Here is a 21,838-nt window from a genome sequence, read left to right as displayed (position 1 = left end):
TTTTTCTGAATAACGCTTATTCAAATTCAATTTATACGAGTATTTGGTCGTCACCTATAGCCCTCCCTTGCTCTCTTTAATAAAGAGCTATTCGATCTAGCATCATCGTCTCTTCTATCCCCATAATGCCAAAATGGTATTGCCAATAAACTTCTATATGGTAGCCAACTGGCAGAAAAATCTCTTGAATGAGCTCAACCTTTTTACTATTTTTTTCTGTCTTTTTTTGCTGAATGTAAAGAAGTAACTCATCTTTTTCCTCGGACTTAACATAAATGAAACAATTATTAAAAATATTTTTCAGCGTGTCTTTGATCAGGTATATTTCCTCGCCTGTTTGATAGAGTCTAAGCATGTTTAATGCCACAATTTCTTGTTCCTTTTTAGAAAAAAGCTTAATATGATCGCGAACCCGTTTTCCAAATACATTTGCCTGAATATCCCTCAGGATAAAACGAATATAAAATTCTTTTTTATTCATACCTTGCATACGATCAATCTCAGCTAAAAAGTGTAAGGTTATATCTAATAGGCAGTCTCTAAACTCTTGATCTGATGTATGATCAGGATGAAACAGGTCTTTAAAGATCTGAAAATAACGATAATAAGGATTTACTTCAACATGCTGCTCTACTACCTGTGAATTTAATAGCTGTGGACTAAGCTCCATATACGGTGAATAGATTTGAGCTAGGTGAAAGTAAATATCCTTTGTTTGAAAGCCTTCATCTTCTGTTTTAATTAGTAAATCCCAAATAAAATTCATAGCCATTTACCCACACATTTATATTCCATAAAATGTCTTTGTATTTCAGCAATCAGGAAGCTTAATACATCATTCGCAATAAAGTCTCTATCTTGCTTTGCTATGAATTGCAATAGCATTGTTTTTTTATAACTGTTGCCTTCTTGTCTATCCATTAAAAATGGTTGAACAAGGTTATGACTACCTGCTAATTCGTATTCCTCGAAAACATCAATTTTCACTAGTTCAAGCATATTTGCTGCCTCAAAGGAATTTATCAGTCGAATAATTTCACCTTTTGTAGAAACGTTTTGATTATTTTTATAAGAAAGCTTGTGCATAAAATAGTCATTACGTCTATTTGAAACTAGCGCAAAATTTAATTTGCCAATTTGTTCCTGCTCTACTTTAGCTATTTTTAATAATCGCCATTCTCCCGATTGCTCTAGTGGCGATACAATTGTCAGTTCATGGTCTGAACGTTTTACATACCTAACATTTTCCTCTTCCGTATCAATGACATAGCCATGTTGGTTACCCGTTTTTCGTAATGATAAGACATGCTCAAAATTGACTCTATCTATAGCCGGGAATGGAAAACCACTATTCTTCACCACATGGGGTTGAATATTCCAAAGGGGCACCATGTTCAATCGTTTGTATTGCTCATATTCCTCTAAATCAATCGTCACTTCTTCTATTTCCACATCTTCATGTAACGGCGGACAGTCTACAACGATGACATCCAGAAATTTATGAACAAATGGATGATTAATCGTTTTCCAAGGAAGGCCATTTATTTGAAAAATAGAGTACAGCTTTTCGATTTCCTTTACATAACGATTATTCTTTATCAAGCCAACTTGAATCTCAACCTGACCCTCAGACGTCTTTAAACTACCTCTAAATATTCTTGGCTGTACAAGTAAATGTTGAATCACATCCGAATTACACGCTAAAAATATAGTCATGAGCATCGCCGGTTCATGCTTTTTAATGGACCCAAGAAGCTTATCCGTGTATATTTTTTTCTCCTCTACATCTGTTGGACATATTGGAAATAAACAATCATGGATGGGATCGACATCCTCCCTAGGAAGCAATGTTGCATAGATATCGTATTTATTCTCTATATCATCCATCTCATTGAAAATACGCTCCTCAAGCTTGCGGTTCATATCCTCTTGATAGTCGATAAGATTTACAAAGACACCACTTACAATATCCTTTAGTAATTGACGTTGCTCTAAATCTTCTATTTTTCGTAAACGTTCGAACATAAGCTCTTTTAACAATTTACTTTCCTTCTTTCATAAGCCTAAAATTTGAATGCTAACTTGCATCTGGTGCTTCATCAATTGGTAAGTCTGCCTCGTTTGGGATACCATTTTCCGGTGCTTGTCCTTGTGGAATAGGATTCAATTTATCATTTACATTCATAATTTTTCTCTCTAGCCCTAAAACCTTTGCCAATAATTCTGTTTCCTGATAAATCTCTTGAGCAAGCGTATAGGATTCTATTGCTTTTGCGTATTCCTGACGGGCATAGCTCTGATCGCCATTCTTTTCTAATCCTTCTGCCTTTAATTCTTTTTGGGCCTTTTCTAATTCTTTTATTTTCTCCTCTGTGTCCTCTATTTTTGTTTTAATCTGTGGCTCGCCAGTAAATGAAATAGCTAGTGCTTTTTTTCTAGCCTTTTGGTAGATAGCTAAAGCACCATTATAATCCTCAGCCTCAAAGCGAAAATCAGCATCCTTGATGGCGTCAACAATCTCAACGATGGAATCCATATTTTCAATTCTTTGTATTACCTCTCCCTTGCCGAATCCATTAATGAGCTTTCCTTCTTTTTTTGCTTTTTCATAGTGTTCCAACGCCTCAGCAAATTTTCCAGTTTCCGCTGATTGATCCCCATTGATAATGAGTTGTGTCACTCTTAATTTTCTAGCTAGTAAATTTCTATGTATAGGATCTTTCAATTTCTTTGCCGCATTTCGGCCCTCACTATATGCAAGGAGTGCTTCATCATAATTTCCATCCTGAAAATATTGATTGCCGCTCTTTTCATGATCCTTCATTTCTACTGATAGCTCAGCAATTTTTTTAGCTTGTTTTGCTTGATAAAAAATGGTGCTACCACCTACAACCAACGCTACTACTAATGCAGCAGCAATCATTTTTATATACTTTTTCTTGTTTTTATTTGTTTCCTGATAAACTTTATTAACAAATACTGCAGCAACCGTATAGTTTTCTACCACTTTTCTTTGTCTACTTAACAAAATTTCTTCCAATAAATCGGTATATTGTTCTGAATCCTTTACACCTTCAAGTGCATCGGCCATCTCAATCTCACTAACATCCTCCCAGAATCCTGCCGTACAAAGTAATAAGGCATCCCCATCCATGAGCTTCATTTTCTTAGACACAAATGGTTGAAAATTATTTGGCTTCCCAAGATAATTTAGCAAATTCCCTCTCTCTTCATGCTGGCTAATATCTAAGGATCGATTTCGATTGTTGACAATTTCCTGTGCTAAACTTTGGTCTGTGCTTTTGTAGGTTAATGTGCCATTACGGAAATGATACAGTCGTGAATTTCCCGCTACTGCCACAATCATCTTTGAGTAATCTGAAACAACTATGACAACACTAGCCTTCAACCTTACACGTAAACTTTGAGCTTGAAGTATATTTTGTGCATGCTTGAGATATTTTTTGATACTTCTTCTCGACATAGTTGGTTTTTCCATAAAACGTTCCAAAATAGCCTTTACCGCAAGCTCGGCACTGCTAATTTCCTGATCCGCATCTAAGCCCTTTATGGCTACCCAACAAGCAACATCATCAAGTTCTGTATACGCAAAGTAGTCTTTATTTTGCAGAAAGGACCCGGCTTCAGATAGAAAACTAGTTTTAAAGTCACAATTTTCCTTTCTCATAAGTCTCCTCCTTCTCTATTCCACCGTCACCATATTTTTTCCAAAATCAAGATGGTCGCATTGTCTTGATTCTTTAGGCGTTTTTGTTCAACGGCTTTTATAATGTTTTGTGCTAAATCATAGGGTGGAGCTTGCTGAGAGAGGATTTTTTCCATTTCAACCTCTGTTAAAGCATCATAGATTCCATCACTAAATAGGCAAACCTTGTCTCCTTTATGTAGTTGAATAGGATTATTTCCGGTATCTAGATTTTTAAAGCCTGCATATCCCAAATAATTTATTAATCGCTTTTTCAACGGATTTTCCTGCACTTCAAGTTGCGAAATTTCACCCGCAATATAACGTTCAGTTAATACCGATTCAAAAATATGTTTTTGGTTAATCCCTAAAAATTCACCGTTTCTAAAAATCGTGATAACACTATCACCTACCGCACCCCAATGTAAGTAGCCATCATTATCAATAATGGCAGTGACTAATGTTGTTCCTCCATTGGAGCCATTCAAGTTTTCTACAATCATATGATTACTCGACATAGCTGCTTTCTTAAAAAAATCTTGTAGCTGATTGAGGCTACCAAGCTTTTTAAATTCTTCTATAAATGTGGTCACTGCGATCGTACTGGCCATGCGACCATTAGCTAACCCACTAATCCCATCTGCAAGCACCGCCATTGTGCCATGTGCCGTCTCAGCAGTTGAGAAATAATCATCCTGTTCATCCCGCCTTCCTATCGTTTGACCATTGCCGATGTAAATTTTCCCTTTTTCCATTTTTTGAGCAAGGATACCTCGTATGATAAGTAAAAAAATAAGTACAACAATAAAAATTAATGCAATTATGTAAGGTACTAGCTTATGGTCCATTCGTCATCATTCCTCACTTTGATTGTTTTCCCATTCAAAGTGGACGCCACAAAGTGGAATAAATAAAAACATACTTCTCCCTAACTGAATAACATCATAGGCTGCTAATTCAGTTGGTGTATAAACCGCTTCATTATTTAGATAGGCTAGTCCTGATGCATCTCCGGGTAGCAAGTAAAAATTCCGTTTTTTAGGATCATATACAATGACTGCATGATTACGTTTAGAGATGGAATTGTCTCCAGCAATTCGAATATGCATGTCTTCTGCCCTACCGATAAAATTCTTTTCCGATAAGATCCGATAATCTCTCCCCATTTGTGGTCCTTCAATACAAACCAACCATCCTGTAACAGGATCAATCCCATCCATTTCGCCTAAATAAGGTAATGTTTTATCATCTGCTTCAGCGACAGGTGTGGATGGACTATTTTGTCTTTGCTCCTGCTCCACCATGACATTACAGTACGGGCAAATATTACGATGTCTCCTTGAACTAAACATATGACCATTTGTACATCTAATTAAACTCATTCCAAAATCCCCCATCTATGTTGCGAATTTTTTCTCTATTTCACCAAAATTCGCGTATTTGCTATGTATATCGTATCTCCATTACCTAGTGGGTATGGAATCTCTTGTTTTAATCTATTTTTCACACGCTTATGCGCCTTTTTTAAACCTACCCCATTAACAGAATCAATATCCTCTACATACCAAATACCAGCTACACAGTTGAGGACCGCATGTTCATAATTAACAAGAGATTCATATTCTGTTCCACTTAAATCAATATCTGCCTTATATTCAGCTGAGCTTTTTCCTATAAGTAATGAAATTTGATCACCAAGCTCCCATTCATCCACTTCCATCCCACTTTCATTAAGGAGAACAAGCTTAGAAATGTCCTTGTTTGTCATAGTTTGAGTAATTGCTTTTGCCTCGTATTTGAGAGAACCATAAATAATAGCAAGAATGACCATTACTGTGCCAATAACAAATTTTAAAAGAACCTCCTGATTCATAACAAAAACATATAAAATGAAAAAGAAGGCAATTGTGACAATAATGATATCGATAATTTTTATAAGCATTTTTTTTCTTGCATTTTCACTGTAAGCTTCAGTTGGATATTGATCATACATGTAATCACACTTCCTCACTTTTTACCATTTGATTATTTATTAAAAAAGCGCTCAAATAAATCCGTTGTGTCCAGGGGATTTTTCTTCCCATTTTTATGTAGAGTTGAGGACATTTCTTTTGTTTTCGGATTGAAGCCAAAAAAGTGTTCAAAGTTTTTTTCAATATTATTTATATTAAAATCTGGTTTTTTGTCTGCAGATTGATGTCCATTAGAATGTCTTTCATCCGTTTGCTTTGATTGCCAGCCTGTACCTGGATCATCGAGACTAGCATCATAGGGCTCTCTCAATGCCGGATCTTTCAGTACTTTATAGGCTTCTGTAGCTTTCAAGAAAATTTCTTCTGATTCTTTGTTTCCCCCACTTACATCAGGATGGTGCTTTTTGGATAGCTTCCGATAAGCGAGCTTTATTTGATCTTGTGTGGCATTTCTACTAACACCTAAAATTTCATAATGTGTTTTCATCTTTTCAACCCCAATTTAGGATTATTAAAAATTATCTAAGGAACTAAATAAGTTCCTTAGATAATTAGAAGAGTTTTATCAAGCTACAACCTTAGACAGCGTAGCCACCCTCGATTTTTGCCAAGTCTGTTTTGTCTTTCTTTTGTTTAATGAATAAGTAGAATTCACCAATACCCTCTGTATCTCCATATCTTTCTGTGTAATCCACAACAAAAGCATTTGGGAAATGAATTTTTCTTACTACTTGATCCGCTGAGATAACCTCTAGTGTTACTTTACGGTAACAATCTGCCTTTTCAGCAGGTACTAATGACCATAATCCTAATTTCATCGTATCATCAGAATTATCCCCATCAGTAGCAGTTAGAATTTTACCTTTTACCTTTAAAGTTGCTCCAACATCTGTAGAGCGGGCATTAGAATCGTTTGGCGTATCTGTCTCATACTCGACAGTCATAATGCTTTCTAACCCTAATTCAATTGCTTCTGATCCTTCTACTTTTAATACAAAACCCATTTTTAGTTCCTCCTAATTTGTGTTGAATGACTCCCATCTTCTTTGATGAATTAAGTTTAAGCATAGCTATCTCATTTCACAGAGCAACGTGTTAAAACAAGCATTGTGAAATATGTAATTTTTCATCTGGATGATGTTAGTCGATTCATATTTATGTTAAAAGATTTATTATTTAATAAATCTTAAACATCCTACGTAAATTTGTAATGATTGAAATAAATAAATTGTTAGGCTTTAACAGCGCTTGTCCCTTTAGTAATCGTGACTTCAAGATTTTTGACATTCCCATTAAACACAAGATCAATTTGACATAGACTTGTTTTCTCATCAATGATGTAACCGATATCGTCTCCATCATGGATAATAGAGTTTACATGTCCTTTATCATTTAGCCACTTACTTTTTTGACTGCTTGGATTATTACTAAAGAAACGAACAATATTTTCATGCTTAAAGTCTCCTGATTGGAAACGAAGGATTCTTTCAATATACGTACTAACTTGAGTTTTGTAGATTGAATCAAACCCATCCTCTTCCATTGCTAGGCTTCTTGCTTTATAGACAGTTATACGTCTAATATCTTTATCCTGTAGTTGAGCATTTTCAGAAGAGAATACAAAACCAAAGCTTCTGCTATTGATAGCATCCTTAATATTATTCGTAAAACCAGAAATCTCTTTTGCCATAGTTGTTACTGCTCGTAGTGAATTATCTCCGGCTTCAATATCGAATCGAACTCCCGGATAATTTCGTTTTACATTTCTAAATGATTCTTTTAAATACTCTGGACATTGATAGGCCGATACGATACCTGCTGCAACATAGCTAGCATCCACATAAACGCCTTCAATCCATAGTTTTAAGATATCTTCTTTCTCTTTTGATAAACGTGCTCCATTTTCAGTAGTATGCATACGTGTATCAATCACGACTCCTGATTTATCTTTAGGAATAATCGTAAAGTTTGGTAAACATGGTATAGCAAACTCGCTATAATCCTTTCTAACTAGTACAGAGCATTTATCGATTAGACGATCAATACCAGCTGTTGCAATCCCATTGAAGGTTGTTTCTTCTTCAGCCATAAAGTTAAAGAAAATTTGCACCTTGTAATCTTTTATAGTGTCCAAGAGAATGGATAGTGATTCCATCGTATTACCCTCTTGCTTGGTCACTTTATCGTTTCCTTTGAATCTAGATCGACTTACTTTCATTTTTCCAGATGCTTCAAGTTCAAGGGCTGGTACAATTCCATACCATACCGTATCTGTAAAGTCGTTTTTCGAGTTCACAGTGTTTAAGTAAGTACGTAATCTCGGTAGGTTATTACTTTTTACCAGCATATCTAACTTCGTGTTAGTGACGATTAATGAAGGTTGCATACCTTTGTTTTTAGTTGCATATTGATCAAAATACATTTTGATCCCTAATAATTTTTCAACTAAAGGTTTAACCGTTTTGACAAATTCATCCTTTGCATCCTTATAGAATTCAAGATATGTATTGTAGTTTTGAACTTCTGTTTCTACATCAAATTCAGCTTTAATTGCTGGAAGCGGCGAGAATGTTCTGACGACTAAATCTTTCACATAAGAAGATGGTGATTCAGTTATCGCTTCGTAATCTTCCTCAAATACAGTACTTAAGCCATAATTACTATTTTCCTCAATGACCATTAATTCTGCACTATTTGTTTGTGGTGCCTCAATGATTTTTAATTCACCATTGTCACCAATTGAAAGAGTACCTATTTGTAACTTTTCAGATTCTCCTTCATCTTGACTAGCACCCAATAATAATCTTGTTTTAATATCCTCAATTGCTAACGGTAACATCGCCATCACATTGTTATAGTTTCTACTAGCTACTTCAAACATAAGATTAAGCTTGTCACCTGTATCTAATTTCTTAGGGTCGCCTTCATCTAGCTTGTCATATTCACCATACAGGTAATGAATCTCTTTACGTACTTGACGAATGTCATCCATGACTTTTTTAGGAGAAATCATATCAAGTAAATTTTCAAATTTAAAATCTACATTGGCAATTCCTTGACTTCTTTTTGTATCAATGAGCGTAAATAGCATTTTTAAAAAATCATTATTTTGGTCAATTGCTATTTCAGAAATACAATCATCTTGAATTCCTTCTGGCTTTTTTAAGGTATACATGACTTTTTGATTTGCGGCATTGTAAAATGAGTAAACCGTGGGAGAAAACTTATCTAAAAATTCATCGAAACTTTTTACAAGAAGACTTTGATTAATTTCTTTAATTTTTTCATCACTTAGACTATCAATTCCTTTGACATCTCCAACGAGCGTAATTAAATCCAATTTCTCAGGATTTATTTCTTCAAAGAGCATAGTTCGGTTTGTTTGATTAATAATCTCCATTCATTTGGCTGTATAATTCTACAGCCATCCCTCCTTTAAAACGAATTCGAGTTGTCATAAACATTAGTAAGTAAATGAAAGATAAGAGCAAAAGGATTACAGCGTTGGATATTGTACAACCACTTCAAATGCTATTGTTTTATGAATCTATTCTCACAGTCATTCACAAAGTAATATAGAACAATAAAACATAGTAGTAAAAATATACCAACAATAAACAAAGCTATGTAGTGAAATTGAAATTAATTTATAAGAATCGCTGTCCAACTTTATGCATCTTTCATACAAACTTAACGAATGATTAATGTATCACAAAGGTAACTATACAATATCTAAAATCAATGTCAATATTTTCTATAGAATATATTGTAATCAAAAACATTTATAAGGTTGTTTAGTAAAAATATTACATGGTAATAATTATGATATTTTATAGACAATTTATGGCTTTTATAATATTTTTTTATAAAAAAAACAGCTTATTGTCCTAAATACCTTAGGTCATAAGCTGTTTTTTAAAAGTTACAATATATAGTTAAAATGGATAAATAGTATGAAACGAATAGTAAATTTGGTCATTTAGAATCAAATAACTTAAAATAGTTCTTTTTACATTTGAACTTTATTTCAATAATAATCATGTATTTAATAAATTTTAGGGAAGAACATCTTTTTTTAGGCTCTATCCGCAATCCCCACATAATAGTAGATGACATAAAAATGCTCACTTTTTCATTATATTTTCTAACATTTTCAATTTTATCCTCAATTACCCTCTGTGAAATATCTAATGGTATTTCATTCGTTAAAGCATAGTATAAGGTTGCCATCAAGCTATAAATATCCGTATAAACATCTTGCTCTCCTTGCATGGAATACTGTTCAAGGGGAGAATAGCCTGGACTAGTAAATATCGGATATTTCATCCCTGTCTTATAATAAACGGCAGATCCAAAATCTAATAAATAGGGTTGTCCCTTAGCATCAATCATAATATTACTAGGTTTTATATCCCGATGTATGATTCCCTTTCCATGTAAATAAGTAATCGCTTCTATTAAGGGTAAAAATATATCTTGATAGAGAAGATGTCTCTCACTCAATGAAAATCGTTGTATATATTGCTCTAATAAAACCCCTTCATAATAATCTGTGACTATATATATGGAACCATTTTCAAAAAAATGATGTCGATATGTAACAATATGTTGATGGTTCAGACGCTGTAACATTAACGCCTCATTCAAAAACCTTGCTTTTAAATCCTCAAATTTCCCCTTTGTTGAGGGCAAACGATTGATGACAGACTTATTATCCAAATCTCGTAAAGCTATCTCTAATGGAAAAAACTCCTTTATGATAATTTCTTCTCCGGTGCTTATGTATTCAGCGATATAAACAAATGATAATTTACTCGTAGCAAGAAGTCGTTTGATGCTGTATGTATTATTTAATAGATTATTTGTTGGTAAACTCAATTCCGCTGATGTTGTTTGCATGTCAATCCCTCCTTCCACAATCCATCTAAGGGAAATTATAACAAAAAACTCATATAAAAACCGCCCACTAAAAAAGTGAGCGGTTTGTCAATTTTAAGCTTTTTGATAACGTAGTACAGGTGTACGAGCCGCACGTGTTTCGTCTAGGCGAGAAACAACTGTAGTATGTGGTGCTTCTTGAACGATGGATGGATTTTCCTCCGCTTCCTTCGCAATTTGAATCATCACATCGCAGAATGCGTCTAATGTTTCTTTAGATTCTGTTTCTGTTGGCTCAATCATTAACGCCTCTTCCACATTTAATGGGAAGTATGTTGTTGGTGGATGGTAGCCAAAGTCTAACAGACGTTTTGCGATATCTAGTGTACGAACGCCTAATTTCTTTTGGCGATGACCAGATAAAACAAATTCATGTTTACAGTGACGGTTATATGGAAGATCGTAGAATGGCTCTAAACGACGCATCATATAGTTGGCATTTAATACAGCATATTCTGTTACAGCTTTCAGGCCATCCGGACCCATTGTACGGATGTACGTATAGGCACGGACATTGATACCAAAGTTACCATAGTATGGTTTTACTCGTCCGATAGATTGTGGACGGTTGTAATCGAAATGGTATGCGCCTTCTTCTGTTCTTACAAGTACTGGTTTTGGTAGGTATGGAATTAAATCAGCTTTTACGCCTACTGGACCTGAACCTGGACCACCACCACCGTGTGGACCTGTAAATGTTTTATGCAGATTTAAATGTACACAGTCAAAGCCCATATCGCCAGGACGTGCTTTACTCATAACAGCATTTAAGTTGGCACCATCATAGTACACTTTACCGCCAACAGAGTGGATAAGCTCCGCCATTTCGATGATATTTTCCTCAAATAAACCAAGTGTATTCGGGTTTGTTAACATTAAGGCAGCCGTGTCAGGACCTACTACTTTGCGAAGGTCTTCAATATCAACTAAACCAGTTTCATCTGATTTAACTGTAATTGTTTCAAAGCCTGCTACTGTTGCTGAAGCTGGGTTAGTTCCGTGAGCAGAGTCAGGAACGATAACTTTGTTACGGTGACCTTCTCCATTTGCTTCATGGAAAGCGCGGATCATCATTAATGCTGTCCACTCTCCATGTGCCCCTGCTGCTGGCTGTAATGTCACTTCATCCATACCAGTAATTTCTACTAATGACGTTTGAAGATCATAAAGAAGCTCCATGGCACCTTGTGCTGTTGACTCATCTTGTAGTGGGTGCACATTGGCAAAGCCAGAAAGACGAGCTACCGCTTCATTAATTTTCGGATTATACTTCATCGTACAAGAGCCAAGTGGGTAGAAGCCAGAGTCTACACCATGATTTCTACGAGAAAGTGCTGTGTAGTGACGCATGATATCAAGCTCAGATACTTCAGGTAATTCTGCTGCCTCTGTACGTACTAAATTAGCAGGTAGTATATCTGCTAGATCTACTTCAGGTACATCAAGCGCTTCTAAACTATAGCCAACGCGACCTTCTTTTGAAATTTCAAAAATGAGTGTTTGATTTTCGTTATGCATGAAGAGCCCCCATTTCTGCAACTAGTGCATCAATTTCTTCTTTTGTGCGTAATTCAGTCACAGCAATTAGCACATGATTTTTAAGAGAGTCATAATTTTGACCTAAAGGATATCCACCAATAATACCTTTTTCAATTAAGCCTTTATTGATTTCCTTCACACATTTATTTGTTTTCACTACGATTTCATTAAAATGTGCACCTTGGAATGCTACTGTAAAGCCTGCTGCTTCAAAGGCATTTTTTGCATAACGTGTTTTCGCAATATTTTGTGTAGCCATTTCGCGAATACCTTGTTTCCCTAGAGCTGTCATCGCTACAGAAGCTGCAAGCGCAAGAAGTGCTTGGTTCGAACAAATATTAGAAGTGGCTTTATCGCGACGGATATGTTGTTCACGTGCTTGTAGTGTTAATACATAACCACGACGTCCTTCACCATCTACTGTTTCACCAACAAGACGACCTGGCACCTTACGCATTAATTTAGTTGTCACAGCAAAGAAACCACAGTGTGGACCACCAAATGCTTCAGAGATACCGAAAACTTGTGCATCACCTACACAAATATCAGCTCCTAGTTTACCTGGAGGAGTTAAAATACCTAGGGCAAGTGGGTTAGACGATACTACGAATAAGCTTTTTGCTTCATGCGCAATATCACCAATTACTTGAATATCCTCAACTTGACCAAAGAAGTTTGGATATTGAGCAATAACTGCTGCCGTATTGTCGTCAATTAGATCTTTTAAAGCTGCAATATCAGTCACACCATCTTTATGTGGAATTGTAACGATTTCTATAGATTGACCATAGGCATATGTAGCCACAACATCACGATATTCTGGGTGTACCGTTTCAGAGACTAAAATTTTCTTACGACGTGTATGTCCAGCTGCCAACATTCCTGCTTCAGCCAATGCTGTACCACCGTCATACATAGAAGAGTTAGCAAGATCCATACCCGTAAGCTCTGCAATCATTGTTTGGAATTCAAAAATAGCTTGAAGCTCACCTTGTGAAATTTCAGGTTGATAGGGTGTATAAGCTGTATAAAACTCTGAGCGAGAAATAACATGATCCACGATCACGGGCTTGTAGTGGTTATAAACGCCTGCACCTAAAAACGATGCATTCGCATTTGTGTCTTTGTTTTTACCAGCAAGTGCCGTTAACTCTTTTAATAAAGCAGATTCCGATTTTGCTGCCTTGATGTCATAAAGGCCTTTAAAACGTACTTTCTCTGGAATATCCTCGAATAATTCATCAACTGAGGATACACCGATTACGTCTAACATTTCTTTTTGATCTTGCTCCGTCATTGGTAAATAACGATGTTTCATAAATGTAGGTCCCTCTTTTCAGCTATTATTTTGAACGCTTGTAAAACGGTGTTTCAACTGTAATCACTTTTAGTTGCTTACCACGGATTTCAATTTCTAATTCATTTCCGATAGTTGCGAATTGACTGTCAATTAACGCGTGACCAACATTACGTTTTGAGGAAGGAAGCTGTGTTCCTGTTGTAACTTCACCAATTTCCTGACCATCTTTAAATACTTTATAGCCATGGCGTGGAATCCCTTTATCGATCATTTCAATGCCGACTAGTTTGCGTGGAAGACCATTTTCCTTCTGAGCTACTAATGCATCATGACCAATAAAATCTTCTTTATTTAATTTCACAGCAAAGCCAATACCTGCTTCAAGAGGAGAAATGGTTGCTGATAATTCTTGACCGTAAAGTGGCAGACCCGCTTCAAAACGTAGTGTATCTCGACATCCTAGACCTGCAGGAACAACACCTTTGTCTTGACCAGCATCCAAAATTTTACCCCATAGCGCTTTAATATCTTCTGGTGCTCCATATAATTCGAAGCCATCTTCTCCTGTGTATCCACTACGAGAAACTAACACTTTATGTCCTGCAACTTCTACATTCTCTTGGAATCGGAAAAATTTAATGGCACTTACATCAGTTGAAGTTATGGATTGAAGAACTTCCTCTGCTAAAGGTCCTTGTAGGGCAATTTGTGCATAGGCTTCCGATTGATTGTCAATCGTCACATCATATTGATGTTGATTTTCCAGCATCCAATCATAGTCTTTTTCGATATTTGCTGCATTCACGCATAATAAATAGTGTTGATCTGCTAGCTTATACGTTAGTAAATCATCGACAACACCGCCGTCCTCATAACACATTGCTGTGTATTGTGCCTGGCCAGTAGCTATTTTTGAAACATCATTGGATAAAAGATTTTGTAAAAAATCTAATGCATCGGGACCGGTTACTAAAATTTCACCCATATGGGATACATCAAATAATCCCGCACGATTACGTACTGCATCATGTTCATCTTTAATAGAGGAGAATTGAACTGGTAATTCCCATCCACCGAAGTCAACCGTCTTAGCACCGTATTTCGCATATTCTTCAAATAGAGGTGTACGTTTTAATTCATTCGTCATTCTTTTTTGCCCCCTTATTGTTAGTTACATTTTTACTGGTAGTAGTTCGTCTGCTTTTTGTATGGGTACAATCATGACTTAGCAAAGTAATAAGGTTCACGGCGTACCTAAAGACATAAAAAAAGACAGACGAACCCCTTTTCGGGATTCTCTGTCCTTGCACCTGAAAGTTACACCAGACTAACTCGCATGGTTGATACTGCCAATTAGTCGGCTTTCCCCTTTGGTGGCTGCTATTGTTATACTACAGCTCTCTCCAGAGTTGCGTCTTATACGAGTCCTTTTACCTGAGAGATTCATAGCCATTGCTACTTGCTCCTTCGGTGGCGTTTAATTACGCTCTCTCCCCGTATAATCATCCGCCCAAGATACATCTTGGTACTATTTAGTATTCAATGAACATTTAGTTACTTATTTGTCTATATCCTAACATTAAATGCATTGAAAAGGCAATCATTTTTTAAAAGATAATAAAATACGAACATTAATTGACTTTATATCCTTCATCGTTCGTTTTTAAGTCTTTTTACTTGGAACACCAAATACTCTAAAATTTGACGAATGGTTCTGCCCTCTGTCAGGACCTGAATATGCCCTGCATCACGATAAAACTTCCTTCTGTAATGATACAGACTTTCTAGCTCCTCTTTTGTCGAGCTTTGTACGATCGGTCTGTTAGGATCATGCTGAACTCGTTTATAAATATCCTCAAACGAAGCATCTAAAAAAAATACTAAGCCACTACGTCTCATAATTTTTCGATTTTCAGCATTCATCGCAACTCCACCGCCCGTAGAAATAATACAAGCCTCATCGCGGAAACTTTTCAAAAATTCTGTTTCTATTTTTCGAAAATGGGCCTCTCCGTACTTTTCAAAAATCTGCGGGATGGACATTCCTTGCTGTCTCACTATTTCATGATCCATATCATAATATGGCATCTTTAATAAAAAGCTTAAACGTCTTCCTAAAGCACTCTTTCCACTACCCATAAAACCAACTAAATATATTTTTCGCAATTCGAATCACCTTCTTATAACTACGATTCTACACTGTCTGACAAAATTTGTCCCAATAAATTTATCGTAGCTTGAACATTCAATTTTTCGAGCCCATCATATGTTTGAAATTGCATTTCATATGACATACAATACGCAAGAAGAAAAGTAGTTACAAGAAATAATAATGCAATTGCGATTAAAAAAATAGCCCCACTGTCATTTTTCAATAATTGGCACATAGAAGGTTCGCTCCTTTTGCATACCACTAGGCATTTCCACCGCTACCGTCAGCATATTTCCGCTATAAGTGAACTGACATTTATTGATGCCATTTAGCATGGGAACATGTCCTCCATTTACTTGTTCACGAATGGTATTACGATAGCAATCAATATAATGGACAGATTCTGTAGTCTGGAAAGTGATTCTTTTGTGATCATCCCGCACGGAGAACGTTAAAATATCCTTTAGCCCTTTATTTAAATCATACACAAACAGCTCCCATTTTGACTGCTCATCCGTTTGCATAGTTGAGGTCATTTCAGCATACCACAGCATAATTAGGACAAAAAGATGAGAAATAAGCACAAACACAATTAATTGAAACATTGCTTCTAGTAAGGTATAGCCCTTCTCATTATTCATGGACATTTCCTGTAAGGGAAATACATTTTTGGCGTGGCTTGAGTATGTTGTGAAAACGAACACAAATTTCTTCACCATTAAACACCCATTGATACTCAACCTGTTCAATAATTCTTGTGCCCTCAGTTTGTTGAACAGCTTGAAATAATTTCAGACCCTCATACGCTGTTTCAGCTGCAATCATTTCCATTTTTTTATTCATAAGATTCGTTTTCATCGTATAGGTAATAGGCAATAAGGAGCTGCAAAGTAACATCAAGATGCCCATTGCCAAAATCGTTTCAATAAAAGAATAGCCTGACTCATTCAATTCTCGCTCTCCCTCGCCCTAATGTAATGATTACTTTTTTCTTTCCCTGTTGCGTTTGAAACGCGATAGTACCAGCTGACCTGACATTGCCATTAACATTATAAACAATCGTATAAATAGAGCTCTCATCAGGCAAAAATTCGACTCCTTTAGGGAATGGTCGTTCATATAGATTGGAAAAAGCATCTTTTTGAATAACGTAGCGCCTTGTAGAGCTTTCAAATTTCATCGCGATATACTGTCGCTGGTTCATGCTATAGGTTTGAATATACTGAATGTCTAGTTGAACTTGAGTAAAAAAACGATCTAATTCCTTTGACTCCGCTAATTGTAAAGAGAATTTGCTAACAATGGCTGTTAAACTCATAACAAGAAATAAAACAATCAGCATTTCGAGGATCGTAAAGCCCCATTCATTTTGTCGTTCTCTCATTAACCATTCGTACCTGCACCGACATTTGCTAAACGCACCTCTCCCTTAGTCGTAATAACTATTTCTTCTTTATTAGGACAAGTTGTTTCATTTTCTTTCAAATAGCCTTCTTTCACTAAATCCTCTAAAGTTGGATATGCCATAAAATCCACTCTATAGGCTTCTACTTGCCCCTGTACCATATTAATATAGGCAGCACAGCCCTTCTCATCAATCGTAGCGAAGTGCTTCGTAACATTTGGAATTGTAATTAAAATAAGGATGGAAATGATTAACAAAACAATGAGCATTTCGATTAAAGTAAAACCATTTTGTTGTTTAATATGTTTCATCTTAGTCCTCCAAAACTAAATCAATCATATGATAAATTGGTAATAGTAAACTGACATAGGCCGCTAAAATACATATAGCAATTACAATAAAGAAGCTTGGTTGGATGAAGGCGAGCACCTTCTGCAATAGTTGTTCCTGTTTTTCCAGTAATAGTTCGCTGTATAATGTAAGTTCCTTCCCTAAGTAGCCACTCTGTTCTCCATGTTCTACGAAGGTAGCAAAATCCTTATGAAAAAAAGACATCATTTGTACGGCTTGAGTCAATGACTCTCCAAAGATTACCCTTTCTTTAATACGCAGAGACAGATGCTGTAGAAACGGTTGAAAGGATTGTTCTTCTAGAATTTGAAGGCTAGCCTGCAATGAAAACCCACTGTGCAGCAAACTTCCTAAATAGGCAGCAAATTGTCTTGTCCATGAGAGTCGAATATAGATTTTAAAAAGTGGGATTTTTAATAGTATTGATAGTCGTCGGGGAATGGGCTGGCGTTTGAGATAGAAGTGTAAAACCAATAAACTGACTATTACAATCGAAGCTGTTACCATCACCAAATCGGGGACATGCAGTAATAGTTTAGATAGCGCCACAATTGTCTTCTCACCTTCAATCGAGCGACTTGATACCATCTTTTCAATATTAGGTAAGAAAATCGTTCGAAATACAAAGAATAGCAACAATAAAAATAAAATTAGCATGACAGGATATACAAGCAATTTAATTAACTTTTTCTTTGTTTGCTCACCGACAATCATTTGCATTGCCACACCTTTTAATACTTCAAGCAAATGCCCATTGTTTTCTGCCACTTTGATCGCTACTAAATGATGTTTAGCCAACTGCAATGTTTCCAAAATGCTTGTTACACCTTCACCTTGCCTAAGTTTTTCATCAATTTGTTGCTGAATTTCCTCATGAACATCTATATGATGAGGGAGTAGCATTGAGATAGCCTGTGGAAATAAGTAGCCCTCCTGCATTAATACAGATAAACGTTGAATAAATTGCGCTTGCTCTTTTACACGCCATTTGGTAGCTCTGTTGTAATATAATTGAAATTTAGCGATGTATGTTTGTAACTGCATAATGGCTCTCCACAAATTCTTTTTGTCCCTTTAAGGTTAATTCGTATGGTAGCTGAAAATCCCCCTTATTTAAAATAGCGGAAATGGCCTGATTGAGATGAATATCCGATAAAATTTCGTACAACGCAAGACGATCATCTTGTAAGGCTGATGAATGAAAAAGGATTTGAGCAACAATACCAATGATCGTTTGCCGAAGCTCATCTATCGACACCCCTAAGTCCATTAAACGGTAAAGACAGCTAATCGAATCCTTCGCATGGATGGTTGAAACAACTAAATGGCCCGTCAAGCTTGCCTCGATGGCAATTTTTGCTGTTTCCTTATCTCGAATTTCCCCAATCATGATCACATCAGGTGAATGTCGCAAAATAGCTTTTAACCCCGTAGCGTATGTAACGCCTGCTCGTTCATTCACTTGAATTTGAAGTAAATTGGCTTGGTTATTCTCTACTGGGTCTTCCAAGGAAATTACATGCCTATTTAATTCGGTAGAACAATAATGGATTAAAGAATAAAGTGAAGTGGACTTACCAGATCCTGTCGCCCCTGTAAAAAACAAAAGGCCCTGACGATTCTGTACTAGTTCCATTAATTTGTGGGCGGAGCTTTTAAAAAAACATAAGGAAGTTAGTGGAAAAGAATGATTTTGGAGAAGTAAGCGGATAATGAGGCTTTCTTTTAAAAATACGGAAGGCAGTGTAGATACTCGAAAGGCATATGACTGTTGCTCCATCGCCTTTTGGAATGAGCCGCTTTGAGGTTTACGACGCTCACTTATATCTAATTGCGCCAGAAACTTATAATAGGATATCATCCGTTCCGCCAAATCGTTTGGAAGTTCACCCGCATGAAGAAGCTTGTCATACTTCCGAAAATAGATCCGATAATTTATATTGCTTGGCACCAATAATAAATCAGTTGCACCAAAATGATAGGCTTTTAGTAAAAGTTGCTCACATTTTTGTTCAACGACCATTTCAAAATTCTGCATATATGCACCCTCTTCTAGTTCATTCGAATATGACCGCGTATTCGTTATTTCCTAGTATAAATAGGATCTTCCTACGAAGAAAGCCCTTTTCTGAAAATAAAAATTTGTTATAAAATTTCCTATCATTCATGTTTTTTGCTATAAAAATGTGGATAAAGTGCAATTTCCCACTAAAACAGAAGATAAATACATGAAAAAATTAATATTTATGCTGAAATGAACTGTATCTTTTTCAATAATGGAATATAATAGAATGAACATGATTATTTTCCTAACACTTGGTAGACGAACATAATTTTATAAAAAACTAATGAGGTGAAGCATATGATCCATCCATTGAAAATTACCAGCACTTTAGCTGATGAAACAAGATACTCTATTTATGAGTACATATTGCAAGAGAAAAAAACAGTGACCGTCCAACATATTGCTGATCAGTTTGGCATCCATCCAAATGTTGCTCGACTTCATTTAACAAAGCTTTCAGAAATTAATATTATTTCCGCAGACTATGTGAAAACGGGTAAAGGTGGTCGACCTGGCCGCGTGTATAAGGCTTCAGAAAAAGGTGTATCATTAACTTTCCCAAGACGTGACGAAGATCGTTTGCTGAAATGGACGATTCAATTAGTGGAAGAGCTTGGACCATCTGTCTTAGAAAAATGTCAGGAAATTAGCTATCAAGACGGTTATCAGCAAATGAAACAAAATATAACCGCTGAATTGACAATCAATCATTCCCTTTCCTTCGACGAGAAGCTTCAACTATTAACTGACAATGCCGCATTAATTGGCTATGTTCCACAAATTCAACAAACAGAGCGTGGCAAAAAGGTGATATTCTCCATTTTTAATTGTCCATTCCAAGAGCAACTTACAACATATTCGGATATTGTCTGCTCATTACATGAATCCTATTTAAAAGGGCAGTTAGATGCGTTATTTTCAAGCAATGAATTTGTGCAAATTGAGAGTATGATACATAATTGCGATTTATGTAAATATGAAATTAACGTGACAGAAATCGATAGCTAGTTAAAAAATCCATTCGTTTGTCACAAAGACGGAGAAGTTCCAGTTTACAGACACCTTTCCTATCATTTATAATGAGTAAGAGATTATTGTGTCGTGGGCAAAAGGAGGGGAAATTTCATGGATAATATGTATAAAGTTATGGCATTCTGGACAGGTATTTTTGCCGTTATGTTCTACCTTGGTGGTATGAACGAGGTATCGCTATTATTCTTAGGTAATACAGGTTTATTCTTATTATTAGGCTTCTTAAACCTTTCAGAACGTATGTACATGTACATTTTCGGAGCATATTTAACTGTATTCTTCGCTGGCTTCACGTACTATACAACATTCATTCACGTACCTGGTGGCGGTCATTAATACACTAAAAAAGCGTATCTCATTAACGAGATACGCTTTTTTTATTTTAAAATCCATTTAAAAACGGGTTTGTTTCCATTTCTGCACTGACAGTTGTATAATTTCCATGACCCGGATAGATGATTGTATCCTCAGGTAATGTTAATAATTTGTCATGAATAGATGCTAATAATATTTTGGTGGACCCACCAATTAAATCCGTCCGTCCTACACCTTGTTCAAATAATGTGTCTCCCACAATCGCAAAGCCATCATTTTCAAATACATAGGAAATGCTACCAGGTGAATGTCCTGGTGTAAATACAGCTTGAAACACAAAGTTGCTCATTTCAAATTGTTGCTCTTTTTTAATAATCGTGTCTTGATCTGGTGCAGCTACCCTATAGTCTGGTAATGCAGCATATTTACTAGAGCCATTCTTTTCTGGATCTCCTAGCCAGCTAACCTCTTTTTCATGAATCCATACAGATATATTAAATGCTTCCCGTAAGGCATCCACTGCACCAATATGGTCAAAATGTGCATGCGTTAAAAAAATGGCTAACGGTTTTAAACCATTGCTACGGATTGTTTTAATAAGACGCTCCGCTTCTTCACCTGGATCAAATACGATACATTCTTTGTCTTTATTCGATACGATATAGCAATTCGTTTGGACTGGACCAAGAGAAAAACTACGTACGTTCATCATAGATATCACCTCATTTCTCTATTATACAGACTTTGCCACAATTTGACGATAAATGTTCATAGTTTGCACTATATTAGTTCTCGACAAAAACAGGTAGAACGATTACAATTAAGGAGGAATATTGTTTACGACATTCATTTTCTGATGTCGAAAGGAGTGTCTATTTTTAATGAACTTATTAATGGTTATTTTTGGTCTAGTTTCAATTTTTGCTGTATATGGTACATTCCAAGCAATTAAAGAAAAGAACCTTTTAAGCGTTGTTTTCAACTTATTAAGTGCTGTCGTGTTTGGATGGTTTGTCATCATGACAATCGTTCATGGCGGGTATCCACCAAAATTACACTAAA

24 protein-coding genes and 1 riboswitch are annotated in these 21,838 nt (G+C 36.0%); of the genes, 3 read left to right on the top strand and 21 right to left on the bottom strand.

Translation table 11 applies throughout. The features are described 5' to 3' along the window. Positions 1–76: 76 nt before the first annotated feature. The 20 genes from KVT27_RS14830 to comGA form a co-directional block, all read right to left on the bottom strand. Complete coding sequence (locus tag KVT27_RS14830; protein WP_217581511.1) at positions 77–772, bottom strand: iron-dependent peroxidase; 696 nt, start codon at positions 770–772, stop codon at positions 77–79. Further along, a complete protein-coding gene (locus KVT27_RS14825; RefSeq protein WP_254636150.1) occupies positions 763–2,040 on the bottom strand; it encodes a normocyte-binding protein in 1,278 nt (425 codons plus the stop codon). Before KVT27_RS14825 ends, KVT27_RS14830 begins: the two co-directional genes overlap by 10 nt. 37 nt (positions 2,041–2,077) lie before the next feature. Continuing rightward, the gene (locus KVT27_RS14820) at positions 2,078–3,688 is read right to left on the bottom strand and encodes a serine/threonine protein phosphatase (protein WP_254636149.1); all 1,611 of its coding nucleotides are present in this window, start codon (positions 3,686–3,688) and stop codon (positions 2,078–2,080) included. Between the two features lie 26 nt (positions 3,689–3,714). Next, positions 3,715–4,554, bottom strand: coding sequence for a PP2C family protein-serine/threonine phosphatase (locus KVT27_RS14815; protein WP_208705670.1), 840 nt, complete (start codon positions 4,552–4,554; stop codon positions 3,715–3,717). Between the two features lie 6 nt (positions 4,555–4,560). Next, positions 4,561–5,088: an FHA domain-containing protein gene (locus tag KVT27_RS14810; protein ID WP_036127052.1), complete on the bottom strand. Its 528-nt coding sequence runs from the start codon at positions 5,086–5,088 to the stop codon at positions 4,561–4,563. A 35-nt stretch (positions 5,089–5,123) separates the two neighbouring features. Further along, positions 5,124–5,699: an FHA domain-containing protein gene (locus KVT27_RS14805; protein WP_008181065.1), complete on the bottom strand. Its 576-nt coding sequence runs from the start codon at positions 5,697–5,699 to the stop codon at positions 5,124–5,126. 32 nt (positions 5,700–5,731) lie between these two features. Beyond that, on the bottom strand, positions 5,732–6,166 hold the full coding sequence (locus KVT27_RS14800) for a DnaJ domain-containing protein (RefSeq protein WP_217581510.1): 435 nt from the start codon (positions 6,164–6,166) through the stop codon (positions 5,732–5,734). Positions 6,167–6,257: 91 nt separating this feature from the next. Further along, positions 6,258–6,683 carry a hypothetical protein gene (locus KVT27_RS14795; RefSeq protein WP_008181062.1) on the bottom strand — a complete coding sequence of 142 codons (426 nt, stop codon included), beginning with the start codon at positions 6,681–6,683 and terminating at the stop codon, positions 6,258–6,260. A 227-nt stretch (positions 6,684–6,910) separates the two neighbouring features. Next, positions 6,911–9,079, bottom strand: a complete 2,169-nt coding sequence (locus tag KVT27_RS14790) for a hypothetical protein (RefSeq protein WP_036127056.1) — start codon at positions 9,077–9,079, stop codon at positions 6,911–6,913. A gap of 575 nt (positions 9,080–9,654) precedes the next feature. Then, a complete protein-coding gene (locus KVT27_RS14785; RefSeq protein WP_217581509.1) occupies positions 9,655–10,578 on the bottom strand; it encodes a serine/threonine protein kinase in 924 nt (307 codons plus the stop codon). Between the two features lie 93 nt (positions 10,579–10,671). Continuing rightward, on the bottom strand, positions 10,672–12,135 hold the full coding sequence (gene gcvPB / locus KVT27_RS14780) for an aminomethyl-transferring glycine dehydrogenase subunit GcvPB (protein ID WP_036149047.1): 1,464 nt from the start codon (positions 12,133–12,135) through the stop codon (positions 10,672–10,674). Continuing rightward, entirely contained in the window at positions 12,128–13,474 is a 1,347-nt protein-coding gene (gene gcvPA, locus KVT27_RS14775) for an aminomethyl-transferring glycine dehydrogenase subunit GcvPA (RefSeq protein ID WP_150907159.1), read from the bottom strand. Before gcvPA ends, gcvPB begins: the two co-directional genes overlap by 8 nt. Before the next feature lie 25 nt (positions 13,475–13,499). Then, entirely contained in the window at positions 13,500–14,603 is a 1,104-nt protein-coding gene (gene gcvT / locus KVT27_RS14770; protein ID WP_217581508.1) for a glycine cleavage system aminomethyltransferase GcvT, read from the bottom strand. 265 nt (positions 14,604–14,868) lie between these two features. Next, a riboswitch (glycine riboswitch) is annotated at positions 14,869–14,962 on the bottom strand. 144 nt (positions 14,963–15,106) lie between these two features. Next, positions 15,107–15,622 carry a shikimate kinase gene (locus KVT27_RS14765; protein WP_025116055.1) on the bottom strand — a complete coding sequence of 172 codons (516 nt, stop codon included), beginning with the start codon at positions 15,620–15,622 and terminating at the stop codon, positions 15,107–15,109. A gap of 198 nt (positions 15,623–15,820) precedes the next feature. Further along, positions 15,821–16,249, bottom strand: coding sequence for a competence type IV pilus minor pilin ComGF (comGF, locus tag KVT27_RS14760; RefSeq protein ID WP_150907158.1), 429 nt, complete (start codon positions 16,247–16,249; stop codon positions 15,821–15,823). Then, entirely contained in the window at positions 16,242–16,559 is a 318-nt protein-coding gene (locus tag KVT27_RS14755) for a hypothetical protein (RefSeq protein ID WP_036127066.1), read from the bottom strand. Before KVT27_RS14755 ends, comGF begins: the two co-directional genes overlap by 8 nt. Then, on the bottom strand, positions 16,552–16,992 hold the full coding sequence (gene comGD, locus KVT27_RS14750; RefSeq protein WP_036127068.1) for a competence type IV pilus minor pilin ComGD: 441 nt from the start codon (positions 16,990–16,992) through the stop codon (positions 16,552–16,554). The genes KVT27_RS14755 and comGD overlap by 8 nt, the downstream gene beginning before the upstream one ends. Further along, positions 16,992–17,324: a competence type IV pilus major pilin ComGC gene (comGC, locus tag KVT27_RS14745; RefSeq protein ID WP_008181040.1), complete on the bottom strand. Its 333-nt coding sequence runs from the start codon at positions 17,322–17,324 to the stop codon at positions 16,992–16,994. The genes comGD and comGC overlap by 1 nt, the downstream gene beginning before the upstream one ends. A gap of 1 nt (position 17,325) precedes the next feature. Continuing rightward, positions 17,326–18,408, bottom strand: a complete 1,083-nt coding sequence (gene comGB / locus KVT27_RS14740; protein ID WP_036127072.1) for a competence type IV pilus assembly protein ComGB — start codon at positions 18,406–18,408, stop codon at positions 17,326–17,328. Further along, positions 18,383–19,402, bottom strand: coding sequence for a competence type IV pilus ATPase ComGA (gene comGA / locus KVT27_RS14735; protein ID WP_036149075.1), 1,020 nt, complete (start codon positions 19,400–19,402; stop codon positions 18,383–18,385). Before comGA ends, comGB begins: the two co-directional genes overlap by 26 nt. A 324-nt stretch (positions 19,403–19,726) precedes the next feature. Between comGA and KVT27_RS14730 the strand changes: the two genes are divergently transcribed. Together KVT27_RS14730 and KVT27_RS14725 are read left to right on the top strand one after the other, a co-directional pair. After that, positions 19,727–20,437, top strand: a complete 711-nt coding sequence (locus tag KVT27_RS14730; RefSeq protein WP_036127077.1) for a helix-turn-helix transcriptional regulator — start codon at positions 19,727–19,729, stop codon at positions 20,435–20,437. Positions 20,438–20,554: 117 nt separating this feature from the next. Beyond that, a complete protein-coding gene (locus KVT27_RS14725; RefSeq protein ID WP_004231035.1) occupies positions 20,555–20,797 on the top strand; it encodes a DUF2626 family protein in 243 nt (80 codons plus the stop codon). A 46-nt stretch (positions 20,798–20,843) separates the two neighbouring features. On the opposite strand, the gene KVT27_RS14720 is transcribed toward KVT27_RS14725, so the two are convergent. Beyond that, positions 20,844–21,488: an MBL fold metallo-hydrolase gene (locus KVT27_RS14720; protein WP_217581507.1), complete on the bottom strand. Its 645-nt coding sequence runs from the start codon at positions 21,486–21,488 to the stop codon at positions 20,844–20,846. A gap of 169 nt (positions 21,489–21,657) precedes the next feature. Between KVT27_RS14720 and KVT27_RS14715 the strand changes: the two genes are divergently transcribed. After that, positions 21,658–21,837, top strand: coding sequence for a DUF2759 domain-containing protein (locus tag KVT27_RS14715; RefSeq protein ID WP_008181026.1), 180 nt, complete (start codon positions 21,658–21,660; stop codon positions 21,835–21,837). Position 21,838 lies beyond the last annotated feature (1 nt).

This window comes from Lysinibacillus sp. GbtcB16, from assembly GCF_019091145.1.
Taxonomy (GTDB): domain Bacteria; phylum Bacillota; class Bacilli; order Bacillales_A; family Planococcaceae; genus Lysinibacillus; species Lysinibacillus fusiformis.
This window is presented reverse-complemented; position numbering and strand designations above follow the sequence as displayed.

What these genes read in the sequence shown, in the direction of transcription:
- KVT27_RS14830 (WP_217581511.1), bottom strand. Translation starts at nt 772, where the DNA reads ATGGCTATGAATTTTATTTGGGATTTACTAATTAAAACAGAAGATGAA.
- KVT27_RS14820 (WP_254636149.1), bottom strand. Translation starts at nt 3,688, where the DNA reads ATGAGAAAGGAAAATTGTGACTTTAAAACTAGTTTTCTATCTGAAGCC.
- KVT27_RS14815 (WP_208705670.1), bottom strand. Translation starts at nt 4,554, where the DNA reads ATGGACCATAAGCTAGTACCTTACATAATTGCATTAATTTTTATTGTT.
- KVT27_RS14810 (WP_036127052.1), bottom strand. Translation starts at nt 5,088, where the DNA reads ATGAGTTTAATTAGATGTACAAATGGTCATATGTTTAGTTCAAGGAGA.
- KVT27_RS14805 (WP_008181065.1), bottom strand. Translation starts at nt 5,699, where the DNA reads ATGTATGATCAATATCCAACTGAAGCTTACAGTGAAAATGCAAGAAAA.
- KVT27_RS14800 (WP_217581510.1), bottom strand. Translation starts at nt 6,166, where the DNA reads ATGAAAACACATTATGAAATTTTAGGTGTTAGTAGAAATGCCACACAA.
- KVT27_RS14795 (WP_008181062.1), bottom strand. Translation starts at nt 6,683, where the DNA reads ATGGGTTTTGTATTAAAAGTAGAAGGATCAGAAGCAATTGAATTAGGG.
- KVT27_RS14790 (WP_036127056.1), bottom strand. Translation starts at nt 9,079, where the DNA reads ATGGAGATTATTAATCAAACAAACCGAACTATGCTCTTTGAAGAAATA.
- KVT27_RS14785 (WP_217581509.1), bottom strand. Translation starts at nt 10,578, where the DNA reads ATGCAAACAACATCAGCGGAATTGAGTTTACCAACAAATAATCTATTA.
- gcvPB (WP_036149047.1), bottom strand. Translation starts at nt 12,135, where the DNA reads ATGCATAACGAAAATCAAACACTCATTTTTGAAATTTCAAAAGAAGGT.
- gcvPA (WP_150907159.1), bottom strand. Translation starts at nt 13,474, where the DNA reads ATGAAACATCGTTATTTACCAATGACGGAGCAAGATCAAAAAGAAATG.
- gcvT (WP_217581508.1), bottom strand. Translation starts at nt 14,603, where the DNA reads ATGACGAATGAATTAAAACGTACACCTCTATTTGAAGAATATGCGAAA.
- comGF (WP_150907158.1), bottom strand. Translation starts at nt 16,249, where the DNA reads ATGAATAATGAGAAGGGCTATACCTTACTAGAAGCAATGTTTCAATTA.
- comGD (WP_036127068.1), bottom strand. Translation starts at nt 16,992, where the DNA reads ATGAGAGAACGACAAAATGAATGGGGCTTTACGATCCTCGAAATGCTG.
- comGC (WP_008181040.1), bottom strand. Translation starts at nt 17,324, where the DNA reads ATGAAACATATTAAACAACAAAATGGTTTTACTTTAATCGAAATGCTC.
- comGB (WP_036127072.1), bottom strand. Translation starts at nt 18,408, where the DNA reads ATGCAGTTACAAACATACATCGCTAAATTTCAATTATATTACAACAGA.
- comGA (WP_036149075.1), bottom strand. Translation starts at nt 19,402, where the DNA reads ATGCAGAATTTTGAAATGGTCGTTGAACAAAAATGTGAGCAACTTTTA.
- KVT27_RS14730 (WP_036127077.1), top strand. Translation starts at nt 19,727, where the DNA reads ATGATCCATCCATTGAAAATTACCAGCACTTTAGCTGATGAAACAAGA.
- KVT27_RS14725 (WP_004231035.1), top strand. Translation starts at nt 20,555, where the DNA reads ATGGATAATATGTATAAAGTTATGGCATTCTGGACAGGTATTTTTGCC.
- KVT27_RS14720 (WP_217581507.1), bottom strand. Translation starts at nt 21,488, where the DNA reads ATGATGAACGTACGTAGTTTTTCTCTTGGTCCAGTCCAAACGAATTGC.
- KVT27_RS14715 (WP_008181026.1), top strand. Translation starts at nt 21,658, where the DNA reads ATGAACTTATTAATGGTTATTTTTGGTCTAGTTTCAATTTTTGCTGTA.